The sequence below is a fragment of the Cytobacillus firmus genome (assembly GCF_023657595.1).
GTDB lineage: Bacteria > Bacillota > Bacilli > Bacillales > Cytobacillaceae > Cytobacillus > Cytobacillus firmus_B.
This window is the reverse complement of the sequence record NZ_CP098323.1, coordinates 476,673-499,734: the sequence shown is the minus strand read 5'-3', so window position 1 is coordinate 499,734 and position 23,062 is coordinate 476,673. Positions and strand designations below refer to the sequence as shown.

The 23,062-nt window shown below is 44.0% G+C and carries 18 protein-coding genes, 20 tRNA genes and 3 rRNA genes; 7 read left to right on the top strand and 34 right to left on the bottom strand.

The window, feature by feature from the left end:
- Nucleotides 1-12 precede the first annotated feature (12 nt).
- The 27 genes from NAF01_RS02635 to NAF01_RS02505 all read right to left on the bottom strand — a co-directional run bounded on the left by NAF01_RS02635 (nucleotide 13) and on the right by NAF01_RS02505 (nucleotide 11,120).
- Nucleotides 13-1,707: a cbb3-type cytochrome c oxidase subunit I gene (locus tag NAF01_RS02635; protein WP_163139608.1), complete on the bottom strand. Its 1,695-nt coding sequence runs from the start codon at nucleotides 1,705-1,707 to the stop codon at nucleotides 13-15.
- Nucleotides 1,708-1,721: 14 nt separating this feature from the next.
- Complete coding sequence (locus NAF01_RS02630; protein ID WP_076263118.1) at nucleotides 1,722-2,186, bottom strand: cytochrome c oxidase subunit II; 465 nt, start codon at nucleotides 2,184-2,186, stop codon at nucleotides 1,722-1,724.
- Between the two features lie 12 nt (nucleotides 2,187-2,198).
- Nucleotides 2,199-2,339: a cytochrome c oxidase subunit 2A gene (locus NAF01_RS02625; protein WP_163139610.1), complete on the bottom strand. Its 141-nt coding sequence runs from the start codon at nucleotides 2,337-2,339 to the stop codon at nucleotides 2,199-2,201.
- Between the two features lie 342 nt (nucleotides 2,340-2,681).
- Nucleotides 2,682-2,758: transfer RNA gene (locus NAF01_RS02620), tRNA-Ile, on the bottom strand.
- Between the two features lie 8 nt (nucleotides 2,759-2,766).
- A tRNA-Gly gene (locus NAF01_RS02615) sits at nucleotides 2,767-2,840 on the bottom strand.
- 37 nt (nucleotides 2,841-2,877) lie between these two features.
- Nucleotides 2,878-2,951: transfer RNA gene (locus NAF01_RS02610), tRNA-Cys, on the bottom strand.
- Between the two features lie 7 nt (nucleotides 2,952-2,958).
- Nucleotides 2,959-3,033: transfer RNA gene (locus tag NAF01_RS02605), tRNA-Gln, on the bottom strand.
- 23 nt (nucleotides 3,034-3,056) lie between these two features.
- A tRNA-His gene (locus NAF01_RS02600) sits at nucleotides 3,057-3,132 on the bottom strand.
- A gap of 11 nt (nucleotides 3,133-3,143) precedes the next feature.
- Nucleotides 3,144-3,217, bottom strand: a tRNA-Trp gene (locus NAF01_RS02595).
- Between the two features lie 7 nt (nucleotides 3,218-3,224).
- Nucleotides 3,225-3,308, bottom strand: a tRNA-Tyr gene (locus NAF01_RS02590).
- Between the two features lie 22 nt (nucleotides 3,309-3,330).
- Nucleotides 3,331-3,406: transfer RNA gene (locus NAF01_RS02585), tRNA-Phe, on the bottom strand.
- Between the two features lie 149 nt (nucleotides 3,407-3,555).
- Nucleotides 3,556-3,632: transfer RNA gene (locus NAF01_RS02580), tRNA-Asp, on the bottom strand.
- Between the two features lie 3 nt (nucleotides 3,633-3,635).
- A tRNA-Met gene (locus NAF01_RS02575) sits at nucleotides 3,636-3,709 on the bottom strand.
- Nucleotides 3,710-3,893: 184 nt separating this feature from the next.
- Nucleotides 3,894-3,986 (bottom strand) — tRNA-Ser (locus NAF01_RS02570).
- A 23-nt stretch (nucleotides 3,987-4,009) separates the two neighbouring features.
- A tRNA-Met gene (locus tag NAF01_RS02565) sits at nucleotides 4,010-4,086 on the bottom strand.
- Between the two features lie 18 nt (nucleotides 4,087-4,104).
- Nucleotides 4,105-4,180 (bottom strand) — tRNA-Ala (locus tag NAF01_RS02560).
- An 18-nt stretch (nucleotides 4,181-4,198) separates the two neighbouring features.
- A tRNA-Pro gene (locus tag NAF01_RS02555) sits at nucleotides 4,199-4,275 on the bottom strand.
- 5 nt (nucleotides 4,276-4,280) lie between these two features.
- Nucleotides 4,281-4,357 (bottom strand) — tRNA-Arg (locus NAF01_RS02550).
- A 7-nt stretch (nucleotides 4,358-4,364) separates the two neighbouring features.
- Nucleotides 4,365-4,439 (bottom strand) — tRNA-Gly (locus NAF01_RS02545).
- Nucleotides 4,440-4,445: 6 nt separating this feature from the next.
- Nucleotides 4,446-4,530: transfer RNA gene (locus NAF01_RS02540), tRNA-Leu, on the bottom strand.
- Between the two features lie 15 nt (nucleotides 4,531-4,545).
- Nucleotides 4,546-4,621 (bottom strand) — tRNA-Lys (locus tag NAF01_RS02535).
- 151 nt (nucleotides 4,622-4,772) lie between these two features.
- Nucleotides 4,773-4,848 (bottom strand) — tRNA-Val (locus NAF01_RS02530).
- A 3-nt stretch (nucleotides 4,849-4,851) separates the two neighbouring features.
- Nucleotides 4,852-4,926, bottom strand: a tRNA-Glu gene (locus tag NAF01_RS02525).
- 24 nt (nucleotides 4,927-4,950) lie between these two features.
- A 5S ribosomal RNA gene (rrf, locus tag NAF01_RS02520) occupies nucleotides 4,951-5,067 on the bottom strand.
- Between the two features lie 78 nt (nucleotides 5,068-5,145).
- Nucleotides 5,146-8,081: ribosomal RNA gene (locus tag NAF01_RS02515) — 23S ribosomal RNA — on the bottom strand.
- A 205-nt stretch (nucleotides 8,082-8,286) separates the two neighbouring features.
- A 16S ribosomal RNA gene (locus tag NAF01_RS02510) occupies nucleotides 8,287-9,836 on the bottom strand.
- The 16S, 23S and 5S rRNA genes sit together here with 20 tRNA genes alongside, the layout of an rRNA operon.
- Before the next feature lie 345 nt (nucleotides 9,837-10,181).
- A complete protein-coding gene (locus NAF01_RS02505; RefSeq protein WP_226620388.1) occupies nucleotides 10,182-11,120 on the bottom strand; it encodes an alpha/beta hydrolase in 939 nt (312 codons plus the stop codon).
- Between the two features lie 128 nt (nucleotides 11,121-11,248).
- Here NAF01_RS02505 and NAF01_RS02500 point away from each other — a divergent pair, with 128 nt between their 5' ends.
- Nucleotides 11,249-11,575, top strand: coding sequence for a hypothetical protein (locus NAF01_RS02500; RefSeq protein ID WP_226620389.1), 327 nt, complete (start codon nucleotides 11,249-11,251; stop codon nucleotides 11,573-11,575).
- A 55-nt stretch (nucleotides 11,576-11,630) separates the two neighbouring features.
- Here the strand turns inward: NAF01_RS02500 and NAF01_RS02495 are convergent, their stop codons facing one another.
- Complete coding sequence (locus NAF01_RS02495) at nucleotides 11,631-11,960, bottom strand: winged helix-turn-helix transcriptional regulator (RefSeq protein WP_250801668.1); 330 nt, start codon at nucleotides 11,958-11,960, stop codon at nucleotides 11,631-11,633.
- 279 nt (nucleotides 11,961-12,239) lie between these two features.
- Here NAF01_RS02495 and NAF01_RS02490 point away from each other — a divergent pair, with 279 nt between their 5' ends.
- The 4 genes from NAF01_RS02490 to NAF01_RS02475 all read left to right on the top strand — a co-directional run bounded on the left by NAF01_RS02490 (nucleotide 12,240) and on the right by NAF01_RS02475 (nucleotide 15,426).
- Nucleotides 12,240-13,439, top strand: coding sequence for an MFS transporter (locus NAF01_RS02490; RefSeq protein WP_250801667.1), 1,200 nt, complete (start codon nucleotides 12,240-12,242; stop codon nucleotides 13,437-13,439).
- Nucleotides 13,440-13,455: 16 nt separating this feature from the next.
- Complete coding sequence (locus NAF01_RS02485) at nucleotides 13,456-14,289, top strand: aldo/keto reductase (protein WP_250801666.1); 834 nt, start codon at nucleotides 13,456-13,458, stop codon at nucleotides 14,287-14,289.
- 154 nt (nucleotides 14,290-14,443) lie between these two features.
- Nucleotides 14,444-14,908, top strand: coding sequence for a hypothetical protein (locus NAF01_RS02480; RefSeq protein ID WP_250801665.1), 465 nt, complete (start codon nucleotides 14,444-14,446; stop codon nucleotides 14,906-14,908).
- A gap of 5 nt (nucleotides 14,909-14,913) precedes the next feature.
- The gene (locus NAF01_RS02475) at nucleotides 14,914-15,426 is read left to right on the top strand and encodes a hypothetical protein (protein WP_250801664.1); all 513 of its coding nucleotides are present in this window, start codon (nucleotides 14,914-14,916) and stop codon (nucleotides 15,424-15,426) included.
- Nucleotides 15,427-15,462: 36 nt separating this feature from the next.
- Here the strand turns inward: NAF01_RS02475 and NAF01_RS02470 are convergent, their stop codons facing one another.
- The 4 genes from NAF01_RS02470 to NAF01_RS02455 form a co-directional block, all read right to left on the bottom strand.
- Nucleotides 15,463-17,085, bottom strand: a complete 1,623-nt coding sequence (locus NAF01_RS02470; protein ID WP_250801663.1) for an ATP-binding protein — start codon at nucleotides 17,083-17,085, stop codon at nucleotides 15,463-15,465.
- Nucleotides 17,086-17,227: 142 nt separating this feature from the next.
- Nucleotides 17,228-17,569, bottom strand: coding sequence for a zinc ribbon domain-containing protein YjdM (locus NAF01_RS02465; RefSeq protein WP_250801662.1), 342 nt, complete (start codon nucleotides 17,567-17,569; stop codon nucleotides 17,228-17,230).
- A complete protein-coding gene (locus tag NAF01_RS02460) occupies nucleotides 17,562-18,344 on the bottom strand; it encodes a hypothetical protein (protein ID WP_250801661.1) in 783 nt (260 codons plus the stop codon). Before NAF01_RS02460 ends, NAF01_RS02465 begins: the two co-directional genes overlap by 8 nt.
- Nucleotides 18,345-18,347: 3 nt before the next feature.
- Nucleotides 18,348-18,677 carry a PadR family transcriptional regulator gene (locus NAF01_RS02455; RefSeq protein ID WP_250801660.1) on the bottom strand — a complete coding sequence of 110 codons (330 nt, stop codon included), beginning with the start codon at nucleotides 18,675-18,677 and terminating at the stop codon, nucleotides 18,348-18,350.
- A 635-nt stretch (nucleotides 18,678-19,312) separates the two neighbouring features.
- On the opposite strand from NAF01_RS02455, the gene ahpC reads away from it, so the two are divergent.
- Together ahpC and ahpF are read left to right on the top strand one after the other, a co-directional pair.
- Nucleotides 19,313-19,876 carry an alkyl hydroperoxide reductase subunit C gene (ahpC, locus tag NAF01_RS02450; protein ID WP_009335870.1) on the top strand — a complete coding sequence of 188 codons (564 nt, stop codon included), beginning with the start codon at nucleotides 19,313-19,315 and terminating at the stop codon, nucleotides 19,874-19,876.
- A 14-nt stretch (nucleotides 19,877-19,890) separates the two neighbouring features.
- Nucleotides 19,891-21,420, top strand: coding sequence for an alkyl hydroperoxide reductase subunit F (gene ahpF / locus NAF01_RS02445; RefSeq protein ID WP_250801659.1), 1,530 nt, complete (start codon nucleotides 19,891-19,893; stop codon nucleotides 21,418-21,420).
- Nucleotides 21,421-21,554: 134 nt separating this feature from the next.
- On the opposite strand, the gene NAF01_RS02440 is transcribed toward ahpF, so the two are convergent.
- Both NAF01_RS02440 and NAF01_RS02435 read right to left on the bottom strand, forming a co-directional pair.
- Entirely contained in the window at nucleotides 21,555-22,349 is a 795-nt protein-coding gene (locus tag NAF01_RS02440) for a Cof-type HAD-IIB family hydrolase (RefSeq protein ID WP_250801658.1), read from the bottom strand.
- An 18-nt stretch (nucleotides 22,350-22,367) separates the two neighbouring features.
- Nucleotides 22,368-23,039 carry a transaldolase family protein gene (locus NAF01_RS02435; RefSeq protein ID WP_250801657.1) on the bottom strand — a complete coding sequence of 224 codons (672 nt, stop codon included), beginning with the start codon at nucleotides 23,037-23,039 and terminating at the stop codon, nucleotides 22,368-22,370.
- Nucleotides 23,040-23,062 lie beyond the last annotated feature (23 nt).

The window sequence follows — 23,062 nt, the reverse complement described above, 5'->3', positions numbered from 1 at the left end:
ATCTCTCATACCTTACCAGGTTTTAAATGGAGGAGAACCTGGAGGCGCATTGACAATGAAATCGACCAATGGAATGACATATGCCATGCCGACAAGGGCAATCATACACACAACCCACAATCCCCAGCGTTCTGTCCATCTAGGTGTTGGCGCTTCATCCTCTTCCACTTCCGCAATAGGGAACTCTGTGTTTCCTTTTGGCGCAAAGAACATGAGGTAGAAAACTGCGTATACCTGCATAAGGACACCAATCATTAGAAGCGTGCCACCGATTGCCAGGAAGAATAGATAAGGATCCCAGCTTAAAGCAGTTGCATTATCAAAATATGTTGAATAGGAAGTTCTTCTCGGAGATCCCAGCAAACCCACCCAGTGCATCGCACCTGACATGATGATCATACCGAGCGTCCATATAATCGTTTGAATAACTCCAAGTTTATTGATCTGCGGTGTCAGAACTCTTTTAGATACATAAGGAATGAGCCAATAGCTTAGGCCAAAGAACGTCATAACTACTGACATGCCAAGTGTTAAGTGGAAATGGCCAACGACCCACATCGTGTTATGAACTACCTGATTCAATTGGTTTGTAGTTTGAGCAATGCCGCCTGCCCCAGCAGGGATAAAAGCAGCCATTGCGATAAATGGTGCAAGGAATCTAACGTCTCCCCAAGGAAGCTTTTTGTACCAGCCAACTATGCCTTTTCCGCCTTTCCTTCTCGCTGTGCGTTCAAAGACTGCAAACATTGCATAAGCAGTCATTAATGAAGGGAAGCCAATGGCCAAACTCATAAACACGTGCATGTATTTCACAGGTTCAGAAATACCCGGGTCAATAATTTGATGGTGGAAGCCGCCGGTAATATTCATAATTACTAGTGCAATAACCACAATCCTTGTTAAGAGGTCATTCCATCTTCGGCCGCCAATAACTTTCGGCACAATGACATACCAGGCGGATACAGCTGTTAAATACCAGATGTTAACCAGCGTATGGCCGAACGCCCAGAACAGCGTGCGTGCAACCATAACATTTATTGTCTCCACCCATCCAAAAGCCCAAGGAATTATAGTGAAAACCTCAATGGCTACAGGTATGCTACCGAAGAATAAGAGAACAAATACGCCTGTTGCAAAGAAAGATAGAATCGGGATGTGCTGGCCGGGATTTCTCTTTCTCCAGCTGGCTACATTGATAAAGGCACCGAAGGCGCACATCCATACACCCAATACGATAAATACTAAGCCGATATAGAAAATGGGTGAAGCAGCCATTGGCGGATAGAAAGTATACATAACAGATGCTTCATTCATTAAAATCGGAATCACCGCTAGGACAAATCCAAAAATCTTCATCCAGAAACCAATCCAGGCCATCTTTCTGACCTTAGGAAGCAGGCCGCCCAATGTATGGGATAACCCGGCATAGAAGTATCCTATTGTGAAGAACGCCGACAGTACGACTACCAGCAGAAGACCATGAGCTGTAAGAACCTGATAATAGTTCAGCCATGCTGGCAATTCGAGCATTCCAGCCCGGTTCAGGCCTTGCAGCAGTCCAAGTATTCCGCCTAGAAGGATGGCTAAGAAAGCAACAGATAAATATGATTTCGTTAATTTTCCATCCTCGAGGCTAATCCCCATAACTTTATTTGCTTTATCCTTAAAAACTTGTGTTTTTGCTGATTGCTTAATAACTGTTTCCACTGTCTATCCCCCCTTTATTTCACTGTAATGGTTGTGCTCATCATTTGATGACCCGCACCGCAGTACTCATTGCAAAGAACCAAATATTCGCCTGGCTTATCAAATTTCTGAGTGATTTTTTGTACATAACCAGGCACAACCATAGCATTTAAGTTAGTTTCGGCAACCTGGAACCCGTGAACGACATCTTTTGACGTCAATGTAAAATGAACTGTTGATCCTGCAGGCACTTCTATCTCACTCGGAGTAAAACTGAACACTTGTAGAGTCATAACTACTTCATACTCATTATCGCCAATTTTCTTAATTCCTGGCTTATCGAACGGTGCTGTTTCATCCACTTTCTGAGGATCAATTCGCTCTCCATAGCTTGGCGGCCCCATTTCAAAGGCGAATGCCTGGTAGCCAGCGATTAACATGAATCCAATAATCATTCCAAAGCTTAAAATAAGCCATACCTTTTCAGAACGATGCATCATTGTTTATCCCCCCTATATTCTGGCCATATACAGGCCGTACAAGATTAAATAAGTAACAAAGATCCCAAGCCCTACTACTGTAACTGAAAAGAACGTACCCTTTAGAGAGTTATGTTCTTTTGAACTGCTCTGGTCCACTTTTCGTGTTTCCACCTTCCATCAGCTCCTTAACTTTGTTACCTACATAATAGTTGAGAAGGGTTTTCATAAAAGTGAAATGAATCACACTTTCTTCATATTTCCTCAAAGGCAAAAGGGGGGCAATTTTAGCTAAAACACTGTAATATCAAGGGTTTTTTCCTCCTAATGGTGCTCTGGCAAGAATAACGGTTCACAAAGTATTCACAAAGTATCAACTTAGCTCCTCGCTTCCACATTCGGTATCTGCATTTACAGTAAAATAGCCTGTTCCTCTTGGAGACAGCCGTTAAAAAAGTTTCTAAAAACAAAAAAAACTAATCCCTATTGGAATTAGTTTGATAATGGTATGTATAATGGTGGGCCTAAATGGACTCGAACCATCGACCTCACGCTTATCAGGCGTGCGCTCTAACCAGCTGAGCTATAGGCCCATATGTGTTGGAGCGGGTGAAGGGAATCGAACCCTCATCATCAGCTTGGAAGGCTGAGGTTTTACCACTAAACTACACCCGCATTTAAATTATTTTATTATAACCATCTGTCTTTTATTTGGAGGCAACACCCGGATTTGAACCGGGGATGGAGGTTTTGCAGACCTCTGCCTTACCACTTGGCTATGCTGCCTTAAAAATGGCTGGGCTAGCAGGATTCGAACCTGCGAGTGACGGAGTCAAAGTCCGGTGCCTTACCGCTTGGCTATAGCCCAAAATTAATGCAAAAAAAGAATAATGGGGCGATTGATGGGAATCGAACCCACGAGTGTCGGAGCCACAATCCGATGCGTTAACCACTTCGCCACAACCGCCACTATCCTACTGGCAGGGGTAGTAGGAATCGAACCCACATCAAAGGTTTTGGAGACCTTCGTTTTACCATTAAACTATACCCCTATATAAATGGTGGAGGGGGGCAGATTCGAACTGCCGAACCCGAAGGAGCGGATTTACAGTCCGCCGCGTTTAGCCACTTCGCTACCCCTCCAAGTCTGTAAAGACTAAGAAAATGGTGGCTCAGGACGGAATCGAACCGCCGACACAAGGATTTTCAGTCCTTTGCTCTACCGACTGAGCTACTGAGCCATATTAAGTTATTTTGCCTAAATAAAATTTGGCTTCGTCCTTCGTCCCGATTAATCAATCGGTACGTTGAAGTATTTCAAGGCAGCTTATTCGGTCGTGCTCTACCGACTGAGCTACTGAGCCATAAATTTATTTATATTGTAAAAAAATGGCGGTCCGGACGGGACTCGAACCCGCGACCTCCTGCGTGACAGGCAGGCATTCTAACCAACTGAACTACCGGACCAAATTGCGGGGGCAGGATTTGAACCTGCGACCTTCGGGTTATGAGCCCGACGAGCTACCGGACTGCTCCACCCCGCGACAATATTATTTATGTGATTTTTCTATGCTCACATCAAGCATTACATCGCAGTTTAACCAATGAAGTACCGCCCCGATTTCAGAAAGATTATTCAAGCAGCAGCTCAATCGGTGCGCTGAAGTAATTCCTTCGCAGATTATTCGGTCGTGCTCCACCCCGCGACAATTTTATTAAAATAAAATATGGAGGAGGAAAGGGGATTCGAACCCCTGCGCGGTTTGACCCGCCTGTCGGTTTTCAAGACCGATCCCTTCAGCCGGACTTGGGTATTCCTCCGATTTAGTAAAAGGTAATCATATTGGTAGCGGCGGAGGGGATCGAACCCCCGACCTCACGGGTATGAACCGTACGCTCTAGCCAGCTGAGCTACACCGCCGAAATGATTATATATTTATGGTGGAGCCTAGCGGGATCGAACCGCTGACCTCCTGCGTGCAAAGCAGGCGCTCTCCCAGCTGAGCTAAGGCCCCATGAAAAAGAAGTGTCGCTGGTCGGGAAGACAGGATTCGAACCTGCGACCCCTTGGTCCCAAACCAAGTGCTCTACCAAGCTGAGCTACTCCCCGTAATATGGCGCGCCCGAGAGGAGTCGAACCCCTAACCTTTTGATCCGTAGTCAAACGCTCTATCCAATTGAGCTACGGGCGCAAAATAATGGAGCGGAAGACGGGATTCGAACCCGCGACCCCCACCTTGGCAAGGTGATGTTCTACCACTGAACTACTTCCGCTTAAAATGGTGCGGGTGAAGGGAGTCGAACCCCCACGCCTTGCGGCGCCAGATCCTAAGTCTGGTGCGTCTGCCAATTCCGCCACACCCGCAATATGAAATTAAAATGGTGAGCCATGAAGGACTCGAACCTTCGACCCTCTGATTAAAAGTCAGATGCTCTACCGACTGAGCTAATGGCTCGTACTAAAACTCTGCAGCCTAAAGCCTGAAACTGCTAGGTCAGATGTTCCAAAGCACTGCGTGCTTTGTCACAGATTGCTATTCGGGTGAAGAATCTCACTGATGCTGCAATCTGCTCTACCGACTGAGCTAATGGCTCGTACTAAAGTTATGGTGGAGGATGACGGGATCGAACCGCCGACCCTCTGCTTGTAAGGCAGATGCTCTCCCAGCTGAGCTAATCCTCCAAATGGTGACCCCTACGGGATTCGAACCCGTGTTACCGCCGTGAAAGGGCGGTGTCTTAACCGCTTGACCAAGGGGCCAAATAAAGTTACCCAATCAGGGTTGCCCGGCAGCGTCCTACTCTCACAGGGGGACAGCCCCCAACTACCATCGGCGCTGAGAAGCTTAACTTCCGTGTTCGGTATGGGAACGGGTGTGACCTTCTCGCTATCGCCACCGGACTATTTGGTTGAAGAAACTTCGTTCCCTCAAAACTAGATAATGCATGAAGAAGTATTTGCCGAGAATCTACCAATGACTTGGTTAAGTCCTCGATCGATTAGTATCAGTCAGCTCCACATGTCGCCACGCTTCCACCTCTGACCTATCAACCTGATCATCTTTCAGGGATCTTACTAGCTTGACGCTATGGGAAATCTCATCTCGAGGGGGGCTTCATGCTTAGATGCTTTCAGCACTTATCCCTTCCGCACATAGCTACCCAGCGATGCCTTTGGCAAGACAACTGGTACACCAGCGGTGCGTCCATCCCGGTCCTCTCGTACTAAGGACAGCTCCTCTCAAATTTCCTGCGCCCACGACGGATAGGGACCGAACTGTCTCACGACGTTCTGAACCCAGCTCGCGTACCGCTTTAATGGGCGAACAGCCCAACCCTTGGGACCGACTACAGCCCCAGGATGCGATGAGCCGACATCGAGGTGCCAAACCTCCCCGTCGATGTGGACTCTTGGGGGAGATAAGCCTGTTATCCCCGGGGTAGCTTTTATCCGTTGAGCGATGGCCCTTCCATGCGGAACCACCGGATCACTAAGCCCGACTTTCGTCCCTGCTCGACTTGTAGGTCTCGCAGTCAAGCTCCCTTGTGCCTTTACACTCTGCGAATGATTTCCAACCATTCTGAGGGAACCTTTGGGCGCCTCCGTTACTTTTTAGGAGGCGACCGCCCCAGTCAAACTGCCCACCTGACACTGTCTCCCGCCCCGATCAGGGGCGCGGGTTAGAATTTCAATACAGCCAGGGTAGTATCCCACCGACGCCTCCACCGAAGCTGGCGCTCCGGCTTCTCAGGCTCCTACCTATCCTGTACAAGCTGTACCAAAATTCAATATCAGGCTACAGTAAAGCTCCACGGGGTCTTTCCGTCCTGTCGCGGGTAACCTGCATCTTCACAGGTACTATAATTTCACCGAGTCTCTCGTTGAGACAGTGCCCAGATCGTTACGCCTTTCGTGCGGGTCGGAACTTACCCGACAAGGAATTTCGCTACCTTAGGACCGTTATAGTTACGGCCGCCGTTTACTGGGGCTTCGATTCAAAGCTTCGCTTGCGCTAACCTCTCCTCTTAACCTTCCAGCACCGGGCAGGCGTCAGCCCCTATACTTCGCCTTGCGGCTTCGCAGAGACCTGTGTTTTTGCTAAACAGTCGCCTGGGCCTATTCACTGCGGCTCATCAGGGCTATTCACCCTAATGAGCACCCCTTCTCCCGAAGTTACGGGGTCATTTTGCCGAGTTCCTTAACGAGAGTTCTCTCGCTCACCTTAGGATTCTCTCCTCGCCTACCTGTGTCGGTTTGCGGTACGGGCACCTTTTCCCTCGCTAGAGGCTTTTCTTGGCAGTGTGGAATCAGGAACTTCGGTACTAAATTTCCCTCGCCGTCACAGCTCAGCCTGTATGGTAACGGGATTTGCCTCGTTACCGGCCTAACTGCTTGGACGCGCTAATCCAGCAGCGCGCTTACCCTATCCTCCTGCGTCCCCCCATTGCTCAAACGGTAAAGAGGTGGTACAGGAATATCAACCTGTTGTCCATCGCCTACGCTTTTCAGCCTCGGCTTAGGTCCCGACTAACCCTGAGCGGACGAGCCTTCCTCAGGAAACCTTAGGCATTCGGTGGATGGGATTCTCACCCATCTTTCGCTACTCATACCGGCATTCTCACTTCTAAGCGCTCCACCAGTCCTTGCGGTCTGGCTTCAACGCCCTTAGAACGCTCTCCTACCACTGACATCGGAAGATGTCAATCCACAGCTTCGGTGATACGTTTAGCCCCGGTACATTTTCGGCGCGGAGTCACTCGACCAGTGAGCTATTACGCACTCTTTAAATGGTGGCTGCTTCTAAGCCAACATCCTGGTTGTCTAAGCAACTCCACATCCTTTTCCACTTAACGTATACTTTGGGACCTTAGCTGGTGGTCTGGGCTGTTTCCCTCTTGACTACGGATCTTATCACTCGCAGTCTGACTCCCATGGATAAGTCTTTGGCATTCGGAGTTTGTCTGAATTCGGTAACCCGATGGGGGCCCCTAGTCCAAACAGTGCTCTACCTCCAAGACTCTTACTACATGAGGCTAGCCCTAAAGCTATTTCGGAGAGAACCAGCTATCTCCAAGTTCGATTGGAATTTCTCCGCTACCCACACCTCATCCCCGCACTTTTCAACGTGCGTGGGTTCGGGCCTCCATCCAGTGTTACCTGGACTTCACCCTGGACATGGGTAGATCACCTGGTTTCGGGTCTACGACCACATACTCATTCGCCCTGTTCAGACTCGCTTTCGCTGCGGCTCCGTCTTATCAACTTAACCTCGCATGTAATCGTAACTCGCCGGTTCATTCTACAAAAGGCACGCTATCACCCATTAACGGGCTCTAACTACTTGTAGGCACACGGTTTCAGGATCTCTTTCACTCCCCTTCCGGGGTGCTTTTCACCTTTCCCTCACGGTACTGGTTCACTATCGGTCACTAGGGAGTATTTAGCCTTGGGAGATGGTCCTCCCTGCTTCCGACGGGATTTCTCGTGTCCCGCCGTACTCAGGATCCACTCTGGAGGGAACGAAGTTTCAACTACAGGGCTTTTACCTTCTCTGGCCGGCCTTTCCAGACCTGTTCATTTACCTCGTTCCTTTGTAACTCCGTATAGAGTGTCCTACAACCCCAGGAGGCAAGCCTCCTGGTTTGGGCTAATCCCGTTTCGCTCGCCGCTACTTAGGGAATCGCGTTTGCTTTCTCTTCCTCCGGGTACTTAGATGTTTCAGTTCCCCGGGTCTGCCTTCCATACCCTATGTATTCAGGTAAGGATCCTATCCCATTACGGATAGGGGGTTTCCCCATTCGGAAATCTCCGGATCAAAGCTTACTTACAGCTCCCCGAAGCATATCGGTGTTAGTACCGTCCTTCATCGGCTCCTAGTGCCAAGGCATTCACCGTGCGCCCTTTCTAACTTAACCGTATTTGACAGGTTCATCGAAGATGAACAGTATCAAAGGTTTTTAACTCTATTTAACATAGAGAATTTACTAAGATGGCGATTACTCGGTTATTGCTTCTTCATTAACATTATCTAGTTTTCAAAGAACGATAATTTTGAGAGATTAGTTCCCTCAAAACTAAACAAAAGCAGAAAGCGTCACGTTTCTTGTAAATATTCCTTAGAAAGGAGGTGATCCAGCCGCACCTTCCGATACGGCTACCTTGTTACGACTTCACCCCAATCATCTGTCCCACCTTAGGCGGCTGGCTCCAAAAGGTTACCCCACCGACTTCGGGTGTTACAAACTCTCGTGGTGTGACGGGCGGTGTGTACAAGGCCCGGGAACGTATTCACCGCGGCATGCTGATCCGCGATTACTAGCGATTCCGGCTTCATGCAGGCGAGTTGCAGCCTGCAATCCGAACTGAGAATGGTTTTATGGGATTCGCTTAACCTCGCGGTCTCGCAGCCCTTTGTACCATCCATTGTAGCACGTGTGTAGCCCAGGTCATAAGGGGCATGATGATTTGACGTCATCCCCACCTTCCTCCGGTTTGTCACCGGCAGTCACCTTAGAGTGCCCAACTGAATGCTGGCAACTAAGATCAAGGGTTGCGCTCGTTGCGGGACTTAACCCAACATCTCACGACACGAGCTGACGACAACCATGCACCACCTGTCATCCTGTCCCCCGAAGGGGAACGCCCTATCTCTAGGGTTGTCAGGAGATGTCAAGACCTGGTAAGGTTCTTCGCGTTGCTTCGAATTAAACCACATGCTCCACCGCTTGTGCGGGCCCCCGTCAATTCCTTTGAGTTTCAGCCTTGCGGCCGTACTCCCCAGGCGGAGTGCTTAATGCGTTTGCTGCAGCACTAAAGGGCGGAAACCCTCTAACACTTAGCACTCATCGTTTACGGCGTGGACTACCAGGGTATCTAATCCTGTTTGCTCCCCACGCTTTCGCGCCTCAGCGTCAGTTACAGACCAAAGAGTCGCCTTCGCCACTGGTGTTCCTCCACATCTCTACGCATTTCACCGCTACACGTGGAATTCCACTCTTCTCTTCTGCACTCAAGTTCCCCAGTTTCCAATGACCCTCCCCGGTTGAGCCGGGGGCTTTCACATCAGACTTAAGGAACCGCCTGCGCGCGCTTTACGCCCAATAATTCCGGACAACGCTTGCCACCTACGTATTACCGCGGCTGCTGGCACGTAGTTAGCCGTGGCTTTCTGGTCAGGTACCGTCAAGGTACCGGCAGTTACTCCGGTACTTGTTCTTCCCTGACAACAGAGTTTTACGATCCGAAAACCTTCATCACTCACGCGGCGTTGCTCCGTCAGACTTTCGTCCATTGCGGAAGATTCCCTACTGCTGCCTCCCGTAGGAGTCTGGGCCGTGTCTCAGTCCCAGTGTGGCCGATCACCCTCTCAGGTCGGCTACGCATCGTGGCCTTGGTGAGCCGTTACCTCACCAACTAGCTAATGCGCCGCGGGCCCATCTGTAAGTGATAGCCGAAACCATCTTTCAGCTTTTCCTCATGTGAGGAAAAGAGTTATCCGGTATTAGCCCCGGTTTCCCGGAGTTATCCCAGTCTTACAGGCAGGTTGCCCACGTGTTACTCACCCGTCCGCCGCTGACTTCAGGGAGCAAGCTCCCATCCGTCCGCTCGACTTGCATGTATTAGGCACGCCGCCAGCGTTCGTCCTGAGCCAGGATCAAACTCTCCATATAAGAGTTGATTAGCTCGTTTGTCTTTTCGAAAAAGACTAATGATTTAAACGTTGACGTTTCTGTTTTGTTTAGTTTTCAAAGAACTAATGTGCTAACTTCTTTCGAAGTGACAACGATATTCATCTTATCATCTTCATTTAAGTAAGTCAACAGCTTTTTTTACTTTTTTTCTATTCGATATTCAAACAGATTCAAAAGTTTTTTTGCCGCTGAGCGAATAACTCTTAGCGACAAAAACTATCTTACAATAATTTAAACCCCAAAGTCAATACTTTATATAAAAAAATTGCATACGCCATAATTTTTCTCAAAACCATGCGCATGCATCTTTACGTCTTTACGTCTTTAGAGAATATACTTCTTCGTCCATTCTTCAATTATGTCCAGCATTTCAGCGCTCAGCGGCTTTGAAAGACTTCTTTTATAAATCGACTTCAGCTTTAGCATAGAAGTTTGTTCTTCCTGATCTCTAAGAAGATGGTTCATATCCGAGACATTATAGCTCTCAGCTGGGCCATTCACTTTTTCAGCAAAAAGATGTACATGCTCAGGATCGACTTGAACATCTTTATTACCGGTAATAGCAAGAACGGGACATGTAATTGCAGCCAAATCTTCTTCCATCTTATATTGAAAATGCTCTCTTGCCCATTTTGCATTGATCTTTGTAAATCCTTTTTTCATTACTGCCTCTTCTGATTCCATCATTTCATCAAAAATTTTCTTTTGTTTGGAAGCGGCAGTTTTATGAACTTTTAAAGCACGAAGAATTATCCCATTCACTCCCTTCATTTCTTTAATTTCTTCTTCCAGCAGTTTTACTTGCAGCTCAGATGCATTCCTGACATTTTCCGCGTGACCGGCAAGAAAGATAATACCTGCAGCTTCCGCCTTCTTATTAATAGGAGGAATTAATGTACATCCTTCACTGTGACCCAGCAGAAATATTCTTTTAGGGTCAATTTCCGGCAGTTCGAGAGCCGTCTTTACAGCTGCTGCTCCGTCGTTAACTAAATCCCACATGCCTGTTTGATAAAAGTCACCCCCGCTCACACCGGCTCCCCGCTTGTCATATCTAAGAACCGCTACACCGGCTGATGCAAAAAACTCAGCAAGCATCTTATAAGCATTCATCTGCATAACCTTCGCATTGCCATCCCGGTCAACAGGGCCTGAACCATGAATTATAATAACAAGGGGAAGCCTTCCTTCGGACTCTTTCGGAAAACTCACTGTCCCCTTTATTTTTACATCTGTATTGAATTCGACCTCACGTTCTTTCATTATGAGTACCCCCAATAAATGACTTTACTTATGAGACGCTTATAAATAATTATCGTTCAGTTTTTTTATTATTTTTTTGAGGCAATACTAAGAGAAATTCTTATTCGTATTAGAAAGGGTATGATTTCATGCCAAGGAAAGCAGCATCAGCAGACAGCGGAGAAGAGAACAAGAAGGATAGTGAAGCACCATCAAATACCCCCCTCAAAAAAAGTGAGGATGAAATCAGTAAGCTAAATAGGATGTTAGCTTCTGTTTTAAATTATCTTTCGGATGATGAAGTAGAAGAAATCGATATTGAGTATCTGCTTGCAAATACAGAAGGACTGCGATATTGGTGGGAACAATACAGAGAAAGTAATAAGAAACAAATCGAGGAAGAAATTAAGAAGTCACTTGGCTCTTTATCGCTTGAGGAGCTCGAGAGTATCCGCGAACAAATAAAGAGTAAATAGCTTTGCCATTAAAAAGGACTCGTTTGCCTAAAGCATACGAGTCCTAAATTTTTTATTATTCCACAAGCTCTCCGCCTGTTAACTCAATATGCCCTTCTCCCCAGTTGCACATTGCATCCAGGATCGGGCGAAGTGACCATCCGTAATCTGTTAAAGAATATACAACCTTAGGGGGCACCTGATCAAAAACAGTGCGGTTTACAACCTCATCCGCTTCAAGTTCACGAAGCTGCTGAGTCAGCATTTTTTGCGTAATCCCAGGCATAAGGCGTTTAAACTCGCTAGTTCGCTTTTCACCTTTAATTAAATGACACATAATTACAACTTTCCACTTCCCGCCAATCACATCTAAAGTAGCTTCTACCGGTATATTGTAAGCCAACATCCTTCCCCCTCTGTTTTATAGGCACTTAAAAGTACCTACATTACTTCAAAGTGCGTACTGTTCATTTAGAATCATGCCCTCCATAATAGCATAAGGAAGCATAAAACAAAATGGTGAAATAGACCATAGGTTACTTTTTAGTACCTGTATTACTTTAAAGTACGTACTGTTCATCATGTTTGGCCTGCTCCATAATATTTTTCATCAAGACTGTATGGCCAAGGCGCCTGGCTGTGCTTTCTTAACTGCTATTACAATAAAAAGGAGGATTCATTGCTAATGAATTCAATTGCAATAAATAGACAAAAAGAAAAAGGCGGCACTCCCGCCCTGCTGGCACTCGCAATCAGTGCATTCGGAATTGGCACCACAGAGTTTGTGCCTGTAGGGCTTTTATCTGCCATATCAGGCGATTTGGGAATTTCCATTACATTGGCCGGTTTATTGATTTCCGGTTATGCCATAGGAGTTGCAATTGGTGCACCTATACTAACTGCTTTGACCAGTAAAATGAACAGAAAGTCATTGCTAATGTCATTAATGGTTTTATTTATCATTGGAAATTCTGTCGCAGCCATGTCTTCGTCTTTTACATTTTTGCTGGCTGCGCGTTTTATAACAGCTTTTTCACACGGCATCTTTTTCTCAATCGGATCGACCATTGCTGCTGATTTAGTTCCTGAAAATAAACGAGCCAGTGCGATTGCCTTTATGTTCACCGGTTTGACTGTCGCCACCGTGACAGGTGTGCCGCTCGGAACATTTATTGGCCAGATATTTGGCTGGAGAGCTACCTTCTGGGGAGTGGCTCTGTTAGGGATAATTGGAATTATCGCCAGCGCCCTTCTGATTCCTTCAGATCTTAAACAAGCACCAGCTTCCAAGTTTAGTGAACAGCTGAAAATTCTAAACAGCGGAAAACTGCTTTTAGCATTTAGTATTACTGCACTCGGATACGGAGGGACATTTGTATCTTTTACCTATCTGACACCGCTTCTTGAAGATGTAACAGGGTTTAGCGCAAAATGGGTCAGTATTATTCTTCTGGTTTACGGAGTGGCCGTGGCTATCGGCAATGTTTTTGGAGGCAAAGCATCTGACAAGGATCCATTAAAAGCGTTATTTTGGATGTTTACTCTTCAAGCCATTATTTTGGGCCTTCTCACTTTCGCAGCACCTTTTAAAACTTTTGGGCTTATCGCTATTTTTCTAATGGGATTATTTGCTTTCATGAATGTGCCAGGTCTTCAAATTCTGGTGGTAAACCTGGCTGAAAAGTATGTTCCTTCAGCTGTCAATGTGGCTTCCGCTTTAAATATTGCAGCTTTTAACATCGGAATTGCCATCGGCTCATTTGCTGGAGGACTGATCGTCGACTCTATCGGCTTAATTCACACACCTTGGCTTGGCGGAGTAATGGTGCTTGGTGCCGTATTTCTGACAGGATGGCTAAAAAAACTTGACAAACAAACTAACTAATTAAGGAGTGCCTTATATGAATAAACTATCTTTATCTGCCACTGCAGCACTTGTAAATGGAGTTAAAATGCCCAGGGTTGGCCTTGGGGTATTTAAAGTGGAAAAGGAAGAAGAACTAATAACAGCTGTTAAAGCAGCAATTGAGACCGGATATAGAAGCATCGACACAGCTTCCATCTACGGTAACGAGGAATGGGTCGGAGAAGCCATCCGCCAGTCTGGCTGTAATAGAGAGGAACTTTTTATCACCTCAAAAGTGTGGAATTCCGACCAGGGCTATGAAACAACTCTTAAGGCGTTTAACACCTCATTGGAAAAAATGGGACTTGAATATCTTGATCTTTATTTGATCCATTGGCCTGTTGAGGGGAAATACACAGAAACATGGAGAGCACTGGAGGATTTATACAAAGAAGGTAAAATCAAAGCGATTGGCGTCAGCAACTTTCAGATTAGCCATTTAGAAAATCTATTGAAAACAGCTGAAATCAAACCAATGATTAATCAAATTGAATTGCACCCGAAATTGGCTCAAACTGAACTTCGTGACTTTGCTGCCAAACATAATATGCACATTGAAGCGTGGGCCCCACTAATGCAAGGCGGATTATTCGAAAACGAGGTCCTGACTGAAATGGCTGAAAAACACGGAAAATCCATTGCACAAATTGTCCTGAGGTGGCACCTGCAAAACGGCATTATCGTCATCCCTAAGTCAACAAAACCTCATCGCATCAAAGAAAATGCAGATTTATTTGATTTTGAACTATCTCAGCAAGACATGGAATTGATTAATTCCTTAGATGAACATTTACGGGTAGGACCAGACCCTGACAATTTTGATTTCTAAATATATCGAGACGAGGAGCAGCAGGTTCCTCGTCTTTTCTTATTAATAAACATGATCAGGTTACTAAATAAAATAACCTCTAATGAACAAGATAAAAAGAAACAATCTAGGTCGTTTGAAAAAGATCCAGAGTGACAAAGGGGGTTCATGCACAATGATTTTTCTTATTTACCTGGTGATCAATGTGTGCGTATTGTTTCTTTTTATCAAACTAAAGAAACATCTGCATATTCTGGAAGTCCTCGTCTATTGGATGGTGAGTTCGTATCTTTTTCAAAATTTTTCAGCCCTGTGCTATATGAACTTCAAAACTCTCGTCATTCCGGAACAACTGAGCTATGAGTTCGCCCACTTCCTTAATCGTATTTTGCTTTTCCCTGCATTGATGGTCCTTTCCTTGAACTATTTTCTTACCCTGAAAACATACAAGAGCAGGATCCTCTTAATGACCTTTTTTATATTAATCTTAAGCGGGCTTGAATGGCTTGGGCATACAACAGGAGTGCTGATTCATGTCCATTGGAAAATATGGTGGTCATTTACTTTTTGGCTGGTGTCAATACTGGCGCTAATGGGCTTTATGAAGTTTTTCCGCAAAATCCTATATAGAGGGGATTAGACTTTATGAATGTAACATTTGATTGGAATGAATGGTTCTTTATTATATCTTCCGCAATTGCCATACTTTTATTTCTCCCGATCAGAAGGTACTTTCCACCTGTTATAGTTACGATTATATGGATTTATAACCTTACATTGGTTGCAACCATTGACTACTTTCTCCTGGCCACGCCTTTTCAGATGTATTTATTTGGTGACAACCCTACTTATGAACTATCAGGAGCCCTCTTTCATTTTTTCATGTACCCATGCGCCGCTTTGCTGTTTTTATTTGGCTATGACCGCTGGGAGCTATATGGCAAAAAGTCTATTTGGTACATACTGGGCTGGAGTGCATTTTCCCTATTCTTCGAATGGCTTACTGTTAAAAATCATGCACTCATCTATACGGGATGGAAGCTGGTCTATTCAATCCCGGTTTATCCGGCAGCGGCTGTCATGCTCATTATTGTGTTTCGCTTTGTGAAAAAGAGACATATGGATCCGGAGCTTGAATGTTCTTCCAAAATAAATTGAAAAAAGCAGGGACTCCCCCTGCTTTTTTCAATTTACTTAATTGTTTTTAAGCGGTAATGTAATCTCTATTAAAGTACCTTCACCAATCTTGCTTTTATATGCGATGCTGCCATGATGCTGTTTAATGATCTTATGGCAGATCATAAGTCCCAGGCCAGTCCCTTTTTCCTTTAATGTATAAAAAGGTTCACCCAGTCTTGGCAGAAAATCGTCAGGTATTCCGCACCCCTGATCCTGAAATGAGACAATACATTCCCCGTCATTTTTACACTTGAGGGAAATCTCAATATCCCCTCCATTATCCATAGCTTCCATGGCGTTTTTTAAGATATTCAAAAAAACCTGCTTGATTTGATTTTTTTCACATGATATTAAAAAACCATCATCAGCAAAATTCAACTTAAACTGAATACCGTCCATATTTGCCTGTGGGGATAATAACTCGACTGTATTCACTATAATATCAGTTAAATCTGCACTGTCCATTTGTATCGCCTGCGGTTTTCCAAGCGAAAGCATTTCAGTGGTGATATTTTCAATGCGCTCAAGTTCGCTTAGCAGCAATTCATTAATTTGGCTATTGCCGCTCTTATAGAGCTGTACAAACCCTTTGATGGTGGTAAGCGGGTTTCTGATTTCATGGGCGACCCCGGCTGCAAGCTCCCCTACAATCGATAATTTCTCAGACTGCAAAAGAAATTCCTCTGCTTTTTTCCGCTCAGAAATATCCCTGCTAATCATGACGACATGCTCGATAACACCATTTTCACCTTCAACCGGCATACAAAGTGATTCAAATTCTATCCAATGGCCTTCTCTATGTTTTAGGCGGAACTCCATAGCCATTCTCTCATTATTCTCGAATATCCTTTGCATGCCTGCCTGGAATTTTCCCGCTTCATCAGGATGAAGAACAATATCTACTTCCATCTTTTGCAATTCGGGCACTTCATAACCTAAAACGAACTCATGAGACGGAGATAAATAACTCAAACTGCGATCCCTGTCCATGACAGCGATAAGGTCTGATGTATTTTCAGCGATTAGCCGGTACTTAGACTCACTTTCTTCCAGCGTTTTTTCCATCCGTTTTTTTTCTGTGATGATTCGAATCAGCCTTTCATAGGATTCAATCAGCAAACTCCCAACAATGACACCTAGACCCACAAACAGAATATATTGCAGATGAAAAATAGGCTTGTCCCTAAAAACGTTAAAAATGATCGGCACCGTTATAATATAAATAACACAATATACACCATATAATAGGGCCGTTTTTCTAACTGCCTTATGGTGCTGGGTATATCTATGTATGACAGTGAAGGCAATCAAAATAAGCACTAATCCTATTACAGCAGGCAGCCAATTCTCACTGACTGCAAGCCTTGTGATAAGAGCGATAATTGCGGTAATAACCCCTGCTCCCGGCCCCAAATAGGAAAATACCAAAATTAGAATGGCATAGCGAATATCATAGGAATAACCCTGCTCATTAAAAGATAAACCTACAAGAATGACAGAAATAATTCCTGCATATATGCCGCCCAAAAGATGCAGGTCCCTAAGCGGTTTATGACTGATAAACGAGCGGAGAATTAAAGGCACACTGACCAGTAATGAAAAAATGGAGAGGTTGACAATGTAGTCTAATAGTATCAAGAAGGCTCCCACCCATACCGATAAATTCTTAATATTCTTTCTTTATCATAAACCAGAGATGGTGACCTTGCCAATACTATTTGAGAACCCGCAAAGGGATATATAAAAAAGGCCAATCCTTGGAAGGATAGGCCCTTTTTCGTTATACTTTCTTCACAAATTCCGACTTCAGCTTCATGGCGCCAAAACCGTCGATCTTACAGTCGATATCATGGTCGCCATCCACAAGACGAATATTTTTAACCTTGGTTCCAATCTTAATAACGGAAGAGGAGCCTTTCACTTTAAGATCTTTAATGACGGATACCGTATCTCCATCACTTAGTACATTTCCGTTAGAATCCTTAATCACCTTTTCGTCCTCAAGACTGTTGATTACGGATTCAGCTGCCCACTCATGTGCACACACAGGACATACTAAGAGCACCCCGTCTTCATACGTATACTCTGAACTGCATTTTGGGCAATTAGGCAAGCTAGACATTTCGTTTTCCTCCATTGTTCAACATTTTTTTCCGTTTAGCTATGAAAACAAATACCATTATAGCCGCTATAATAACGAATGCGATAACAGTATATAAAATATATGCTGGATCTTCATTCACATCCTTTGGAATAAATCGATTGGCAATAGGTCCCATAGATATAAACAGTGGAATTATAATCGTAAACCATGTTTTTGTATAAATAGCAGAAACAATAAATATAACCGCACAAACTGCCACAATTACATTATTCTGAAAGGGCGTTGCTGTAAAGACCGTTTCAAACTCCTGTTTCTGATTCCAAAGTAAAACCATAACCATTATGCCTGTCATAGCCACTCCAGCTCCTAAAAGCAGAACTGCACTCCACTTGGTATGAAGAAATTTAGGAAGCACTCTGAAAATCAGAACACCATAACCTGCGACTGCAATTACTCCTGCTATAATAGCGATCCAAAGTGTCCCTTTGGATAAAGAAAAGTTCCCTTCAATTGCAGGGCCTATGCTGACATAAGCACCCAGCATAAGAATCATCAGCGGCACCAGCCCCGCCACCTGACGATAATCGGTAGTCATTGATTGTCCGATGCTTTTCATATATTGCTTTGGGCTATCCCCGATAATATGAGAAACATCTTTCCCATCGGCTTCAGCCTCCATTAAATGCACTTCAAGCTCTTCTGTTATTTCATTTATTTCATCATCGTTTTTTCCTTTTGACATCAGGTAAAAACGAAGCTCTGTCAAAAACTGTTCAGACTCTTTTGAGACCATTTTTTATATCCCCCTTTTATTCAATACATTGTCAACAGATGAACTTACCTGTTCCCAGCGCACAATAAACAGTTCCAGCTCCTGTTCGCCTTTTTCAGTTAATGTGTAATATTTTCGTTTAGGTCCAGCCGTTGACTTTCGCAATGTAGCACTGATCAGCTCTTCCTTTTGCATACGCAGTAGCAGCGGATAAATTGTGCCCTCGCTCAATGAGCGAAATCCAAATGACTCCAATTTCGCCGCCAGCTCATACCCATATATCTCCCCTTCTTTAATGATAGCTAATAGACAACCGTCCAAAATCCCCTTTAACATTTGCGTGGTATCTGACATTCACCTTACTCCTTCCACTACCTTGTATTACAAGATAATCACCTGCAGTTAAATACCTTGCAATACAAGATACACTTTTAATATAACCTCCACTATATTGTAATGCAAGGTATTTTTATAAAAATAGGTAAATTTTTACTCTAACCAATCAAACGTTTGATTGAACTATTTTTACTGCCATATCGATTGTTTTTAGCCGAAGAGGGAATAATAAATTAATGTGGACCAGTGCCTGATCATTGGGCACCGTTTTATCCAAAGGGTTTATCTAAAAATTATGCTTAATCACATTCTCAATTATAAACTTAAATCTCATATTAGTTGAGATTGATACAGGCAAAAAAAGGGTAATTAATAAAAGAAAGAGTTATACTGTTATTAACGGGCTCAAGGCAACTTTGAAACTTCCATTTCGCACTGATTCCACCAAAGAAAAAGCGGATTTTACATTGGCTTCTTATCCGGGCATTTAAAGTTTCCGCCATCCAGCCGAAAAGGAACAAATTTTTACAGCTTATCCCTTGACAAAAAATATGTCGTATATGATAATTATTACCGAATTAGAATTATTATTAAATAGTTCGCTATTTAATTAATAATCATATCACTCAACCATTTTAAGGAGGAATTTAATCATGGCATTAATCGGTTCAGAAGTACTACCATTCGCAGCAAAAGCTTACCATAACGGTGATTTCATCGATGTTACTGAAGAAAACTTCAAAGGAAAGTGGAGCGTAGTATGCTTCTACCCTGCAGATTTCACATTCGTATGCCCTACTGAATTAGAAGACCTTCAAAATGAATATGCAACTTTAAAAGATATGGGAGCAGAAGTTTATTCTGTATCAACTGATACTCACTTCACTCATAAAGCATGGCACGATAACTCAGAAACAATCAACAAGATTGAATATGTTATGATTGGTGACCCTAACCAGCGAATTTCCCGCAACTTCGAAGTTCTGAACGAAGAAGATGGACTTGCAGAACGCGGAACATTCATCATCGATCCAGATGGCATCATCCAAACTGTTGAAATCAACGCTGGCGGAATCGGCCGTGACGCAAGCCAGGTTGTAAGCAAGCTTAAAGCAGCTCAATATGTACGCAACAACCCAGGTGAAGTTTGCCCGGCTAAGTGGAAAGAAGGATCTGAAACACTTAAGCCAAGCCTTGATCTAGTAGGTAAAATCTAAGGAGCACGATAAACATGTTACTTGATGCAGATATTAAAGCACAATTAGCTCAATATCTTCAGATGATGGAGGGCGACATCCTTCTAAAAGTCAGCGCAGGGTCAGACAAAGTATCCAGCGACATGCTGGCTTTAGTAGATGAGCTGTCCAATATGTCCTCTCACATTAAAGTTGAGCGTACTGAATTACAAAGGACGCCAAGCTTTAGTGTAAATCGTCCAGGTGAAGATACTGGCATTACCTTTGCAGGCATTCCTCTTGGACATGAATTTACTTCCTTAGTGCTTGCTCTGCTTCAAGTTAGCGGAAGAGCACCTAAGGTTGACCAGAAAGTCATCGACCAGGTGAAGAAGATTGAAGGCGAATATCGTTTTGAAACTTATGTCAGCTTAAGCTGCCACAACTGTCCTGATGTAGTACAGGCTCTTAACGTCATGAGTGTTCTTAATCCTAATATTTCACACACTATGATTGATGGTGCTGCTTACAAAGAAGAAGTAGATGCTAAAGAAATCATGGCAGTGCCGACAGTTCTTTTAAATGGCGAATCATTCGGCAGCGGCCGTATGTCCCTTGAAGAAATTCTGGCGAAAATGGGAACAGGCCCTGACGCATCAGAATTTGCAGATAAGGATCCTTATGATGTGCTTGTCATTGGCGGCGGCCCTGCTGGATCTAGTGCTGCCATCTATGCTGCACGTAAAGGTATTCGCACAGGCATCGTTGCTGAACGCTTTGGCGGCCAGGTCATGGATACTTTAGGCATCGAAAACTTCATTAGTGTGAAGCACACAGAGGGACCTAAGCTTGTTGCAAGCCTTGAAGAACACGTGAAAGATTATGGCATCGATGTCATGAATCTGCAGCGTGCCAAGAGACTTGAAAAGAAGGACCTTGTTGAAATCGAACTTGAAAACGGTGCTGTTTTGAAAAGCAAATCAGTCATCCTTTCCACTGGTGCACGCTGGAGAAACGTCAACGTGCCTGGCGAAGCAGAGTTCAAAAACAAAGGGGTCGCTTACTGCCCTCACTGTGATGGACCATTATTTGAAGGCAAAGATGTAGCTGTTATCGGCGGAGGCAACTCTGGTGTTGAAGCAGCGATTGACCTTGCAGGAATTGTTAACCATGTAACGGTTATCGAATTCAATCCTGAATTGAAAGCAGATGCCGTTCTGCAGGAACGTCTAAACAGCCTTCCAAACGTAACGGTTGTCACAAATGCCCAGACAACTGAAATTACCGGGACTGACAAAGTTAACGGTATTTCATACATGGATCGTGAAACAGAACAAACACATCATGTTGAACTGCAAGGTGTGTTCGTCCAAATCGGCTTGGTTCCTAACACAGATTGGTTAGGCGACCAGATCGAGCGTACCCGCTTCGGCGAAATCGTTGTGGACAAGCACGGTGCCACTAATATTCCTGGCGTATTTGCTGCTGGAGACTGTACAGACAGTGCCTACAAGCAAATCATTATCTCCATGGGATCCGGCGCAACTGCTGCACTTGGTGCGTTTGACTATTTGATCCGAAATTAATTTTCAACCTAAAACCGCTTACTGCATTTGGCAGGAGCGGTTTTTTCACACTCAAAAAAGTGCTTATTCCCGCACCTTTTATACAACGGAGAACAAGCACTTTAAAATTCAAATAAAAAACCACTATTTAGAAATTAATAAACTAGTTTACTGTCTAATAAACCACACATTAATAAACCATTTAATATACCATCTTCATCATGAGAATTAGTTACATATTTTGCCGCCTTTTTGACATTATCTATAGCATTCCCCATTGCAATAGGATGCTCAACCAGCTGGAACATTTCCAGGTCATTTAATCCATCGCCAAAGGCATATGTTGATTCTCTTGGTATGTTTTTTGACGTGAGCAGCCTCTCAATTCCGGTTGCTTTAGAAGTACCGGCAGGATAAATATCGCAGCCAAACGGAGAGTTCCTCACAAATTGGAAGTAAGGAAAACGCTCCTGATAATAGGTTTCTTCCCCTGCTTCACAGAATATCAGCATTTGATGAATGGTCTCATCTAAGTATAGACGATCATCTATTGGCGGATATACACTGCCAACCCGTTCGTAGTTCTTTGTAATTAAATCTGAACCCCCGGCAGTAACAGTTATGTTTTCCGCATTGTAAAAAGCCAGTTCATGTCCTTTCCGAGAAGATCCTTCATGCAATACTTTCACTTCATTAACATCTAGTGGATTCTCATATATAATTTCACCGTCATAAATCACATATTGGCCATTCATAGCCACACAAGACTGAATTCCTGTTTCTTCCATTACATATCCTATTTCCATGATTGTTCTTCCTGTAGCAATGACCGGCTCTGCACCTTGCTCCCGAATTCTATGAATCGCCTCAATAGAACTGCTTGCTACTTTTAAATCACTTGTTAAAAGTGTTCCGTCCAAATCAAAGAATACTACTTGTTTCTCCACCATTTTCCCCCTGCTTTCTTATTAAGAATGGATTAAATCGATTCCATAGGCTTTCTGCCATTCTTCTTTAAAAGCTTTGACGTCAGAAGCTGTAGCAGGAAAAGCAATGAATTTCTCAATGAGATCCGGGCTGGCCGTTATTGTTTCTGCGCCAGCCAGGCAAACATTATGAATTTGCTGGACATTCTTAAAGCTTGCTGCGAGAATTTCTGTTGACAGCTGGTAGTTTTCAAAAAATTGAGCAATTTCTGATACTACGTTTACACCGTTGCCTGTTAAATTATCAATTCTATTCACATATGGCGCCACATACTTAGCCCCCGCCAATGCAGCCATAAGTGCCTGAAAAGAAGTATAGATTGTTGTTGCTAATACTGGGATCTTTTCTTCAGACAATAATTTAATTGCCTTGAGGCCTTCCTCTGTTACAGGAATTTTCACTGCTAGTTTTCCAGTCAATTCACTCATAATGAAATTAGCTTCTTCTACCATTTCTTCAGCGGTATCACCGACTAACTGCACAAATAATTCTTTCTCCTCGCCAATTACTGCTCTAATTTCTTTCAGCAATTCCAGGAAAGGACGATCCTCTTTCACAAGAATAGATGGGTTCGTTGTAACCCCAGAAATCGGATAATATTCGTTTAGATGACGTATTTGCTCAATATTTGCGGAATCTATATACAGTCTCATTTTAGACCTCCTTAAAAAATAGA

Coding starts and splice junctions, on each gene's coding strand:
- NAF01_RS02505 (WP_226620388.1), bottom strand. CDS start 11,120: ATGAAAGAACGTGAGGTCGAATTCAATACAGATGTAAAAATAAAGGGG.
- NAF01_RS02480 (WP_250801665.1), top strand. CDS start 14,444: ATGATTTTTCTTATTTACCTGGTGATCAATGTGTGCGTATTGTTTCTT.
- NAF01_RS02460 (WP_250801661.1), bottom strand. CDS start 18,344: ATGGTCTCAAAAGAGTCTGAACAGTTTTTGACAGAGCTTCGTTTTTAC.
- NAF01_RS02500 (WP_226620389.1), top strand. CDS start 11,249: ATGCCAAGGAAAGCAGCATCAGCAGACAGCGGAGAAGAGAACAAGAAG.
- NAF01_RS02440 (WP_250801658.1), bottom strand. CDS start 22,349: ATGGTGGAGAAACAAGTAGTATTCTTTGATTTGGACGGAACACTTTTA.
- NAF01_RS02455 (WP_250801660.1), bottom strand. CDS start 18,677: ATGTCAGATACCACGCAAATGTTAAAGGGGATTTTGGACGGTTGTCTA.
- NAF01_RS02490 (WP_250801667.1), top strand. CDS start 12,240: ATGAATTCAATTGCAATAAATAGACAAAAAGAAAAAGGCGGCACTCCC.
- NAF01_RS02485 (WP_250801666.1), top strand. CDS start 13,456: ATGAATAAACTATCTTTATCTGCCACTGCAGCACTTGTAAATGGAGTT.
- NAF01_RS02465 (WP_250801662.1), bottom strand. CDS start 17,569: ATGTCTAGCTTGCCTAATTGCCCAAAATGCAGTTCAGAGTATACGTAT.
- ahpF (WP_250801659.1), top strand. CDS start 19,891: ATGTTACTTGATGCAGATATTAAAGCACAATTAGCTCAATATCTTCAG.
- NAF01_RS02435 (WP_250801657.1), bottom strand. CDS start 23,039: ATGAGACTGTATATAGATTCCGCAAATATTGAGCAAATACGTCATCTA.
- NAF01_RS02495 (WP_250801668.1), bottom strand. CDS start 11,960: ATGTTGGCTTACAATATACCGGTAGAAGCTACTTTAGATGTGATTGGC.
- NAF01_RS02630 (WP_076263118.1), bottom strand. CDS start 2,186: ATGATGCATCGTTCTGAAAAGGTATGGCTTATTTTAAGCTTTGGAATG.
- NAF01_RS02475 (WP_250801664.1), top strand. CDS start 14,914: ATGAATGTAACATTTGATTGGAATGAATGGTTCTTTATTATATCTTCC.
- ahpC (WP_009335870.1), top strand. CDS start 19,313: ATGGCATTAATCGGTTCAGAAGTACTACCATTCGCAGCAAAAGCTTAC.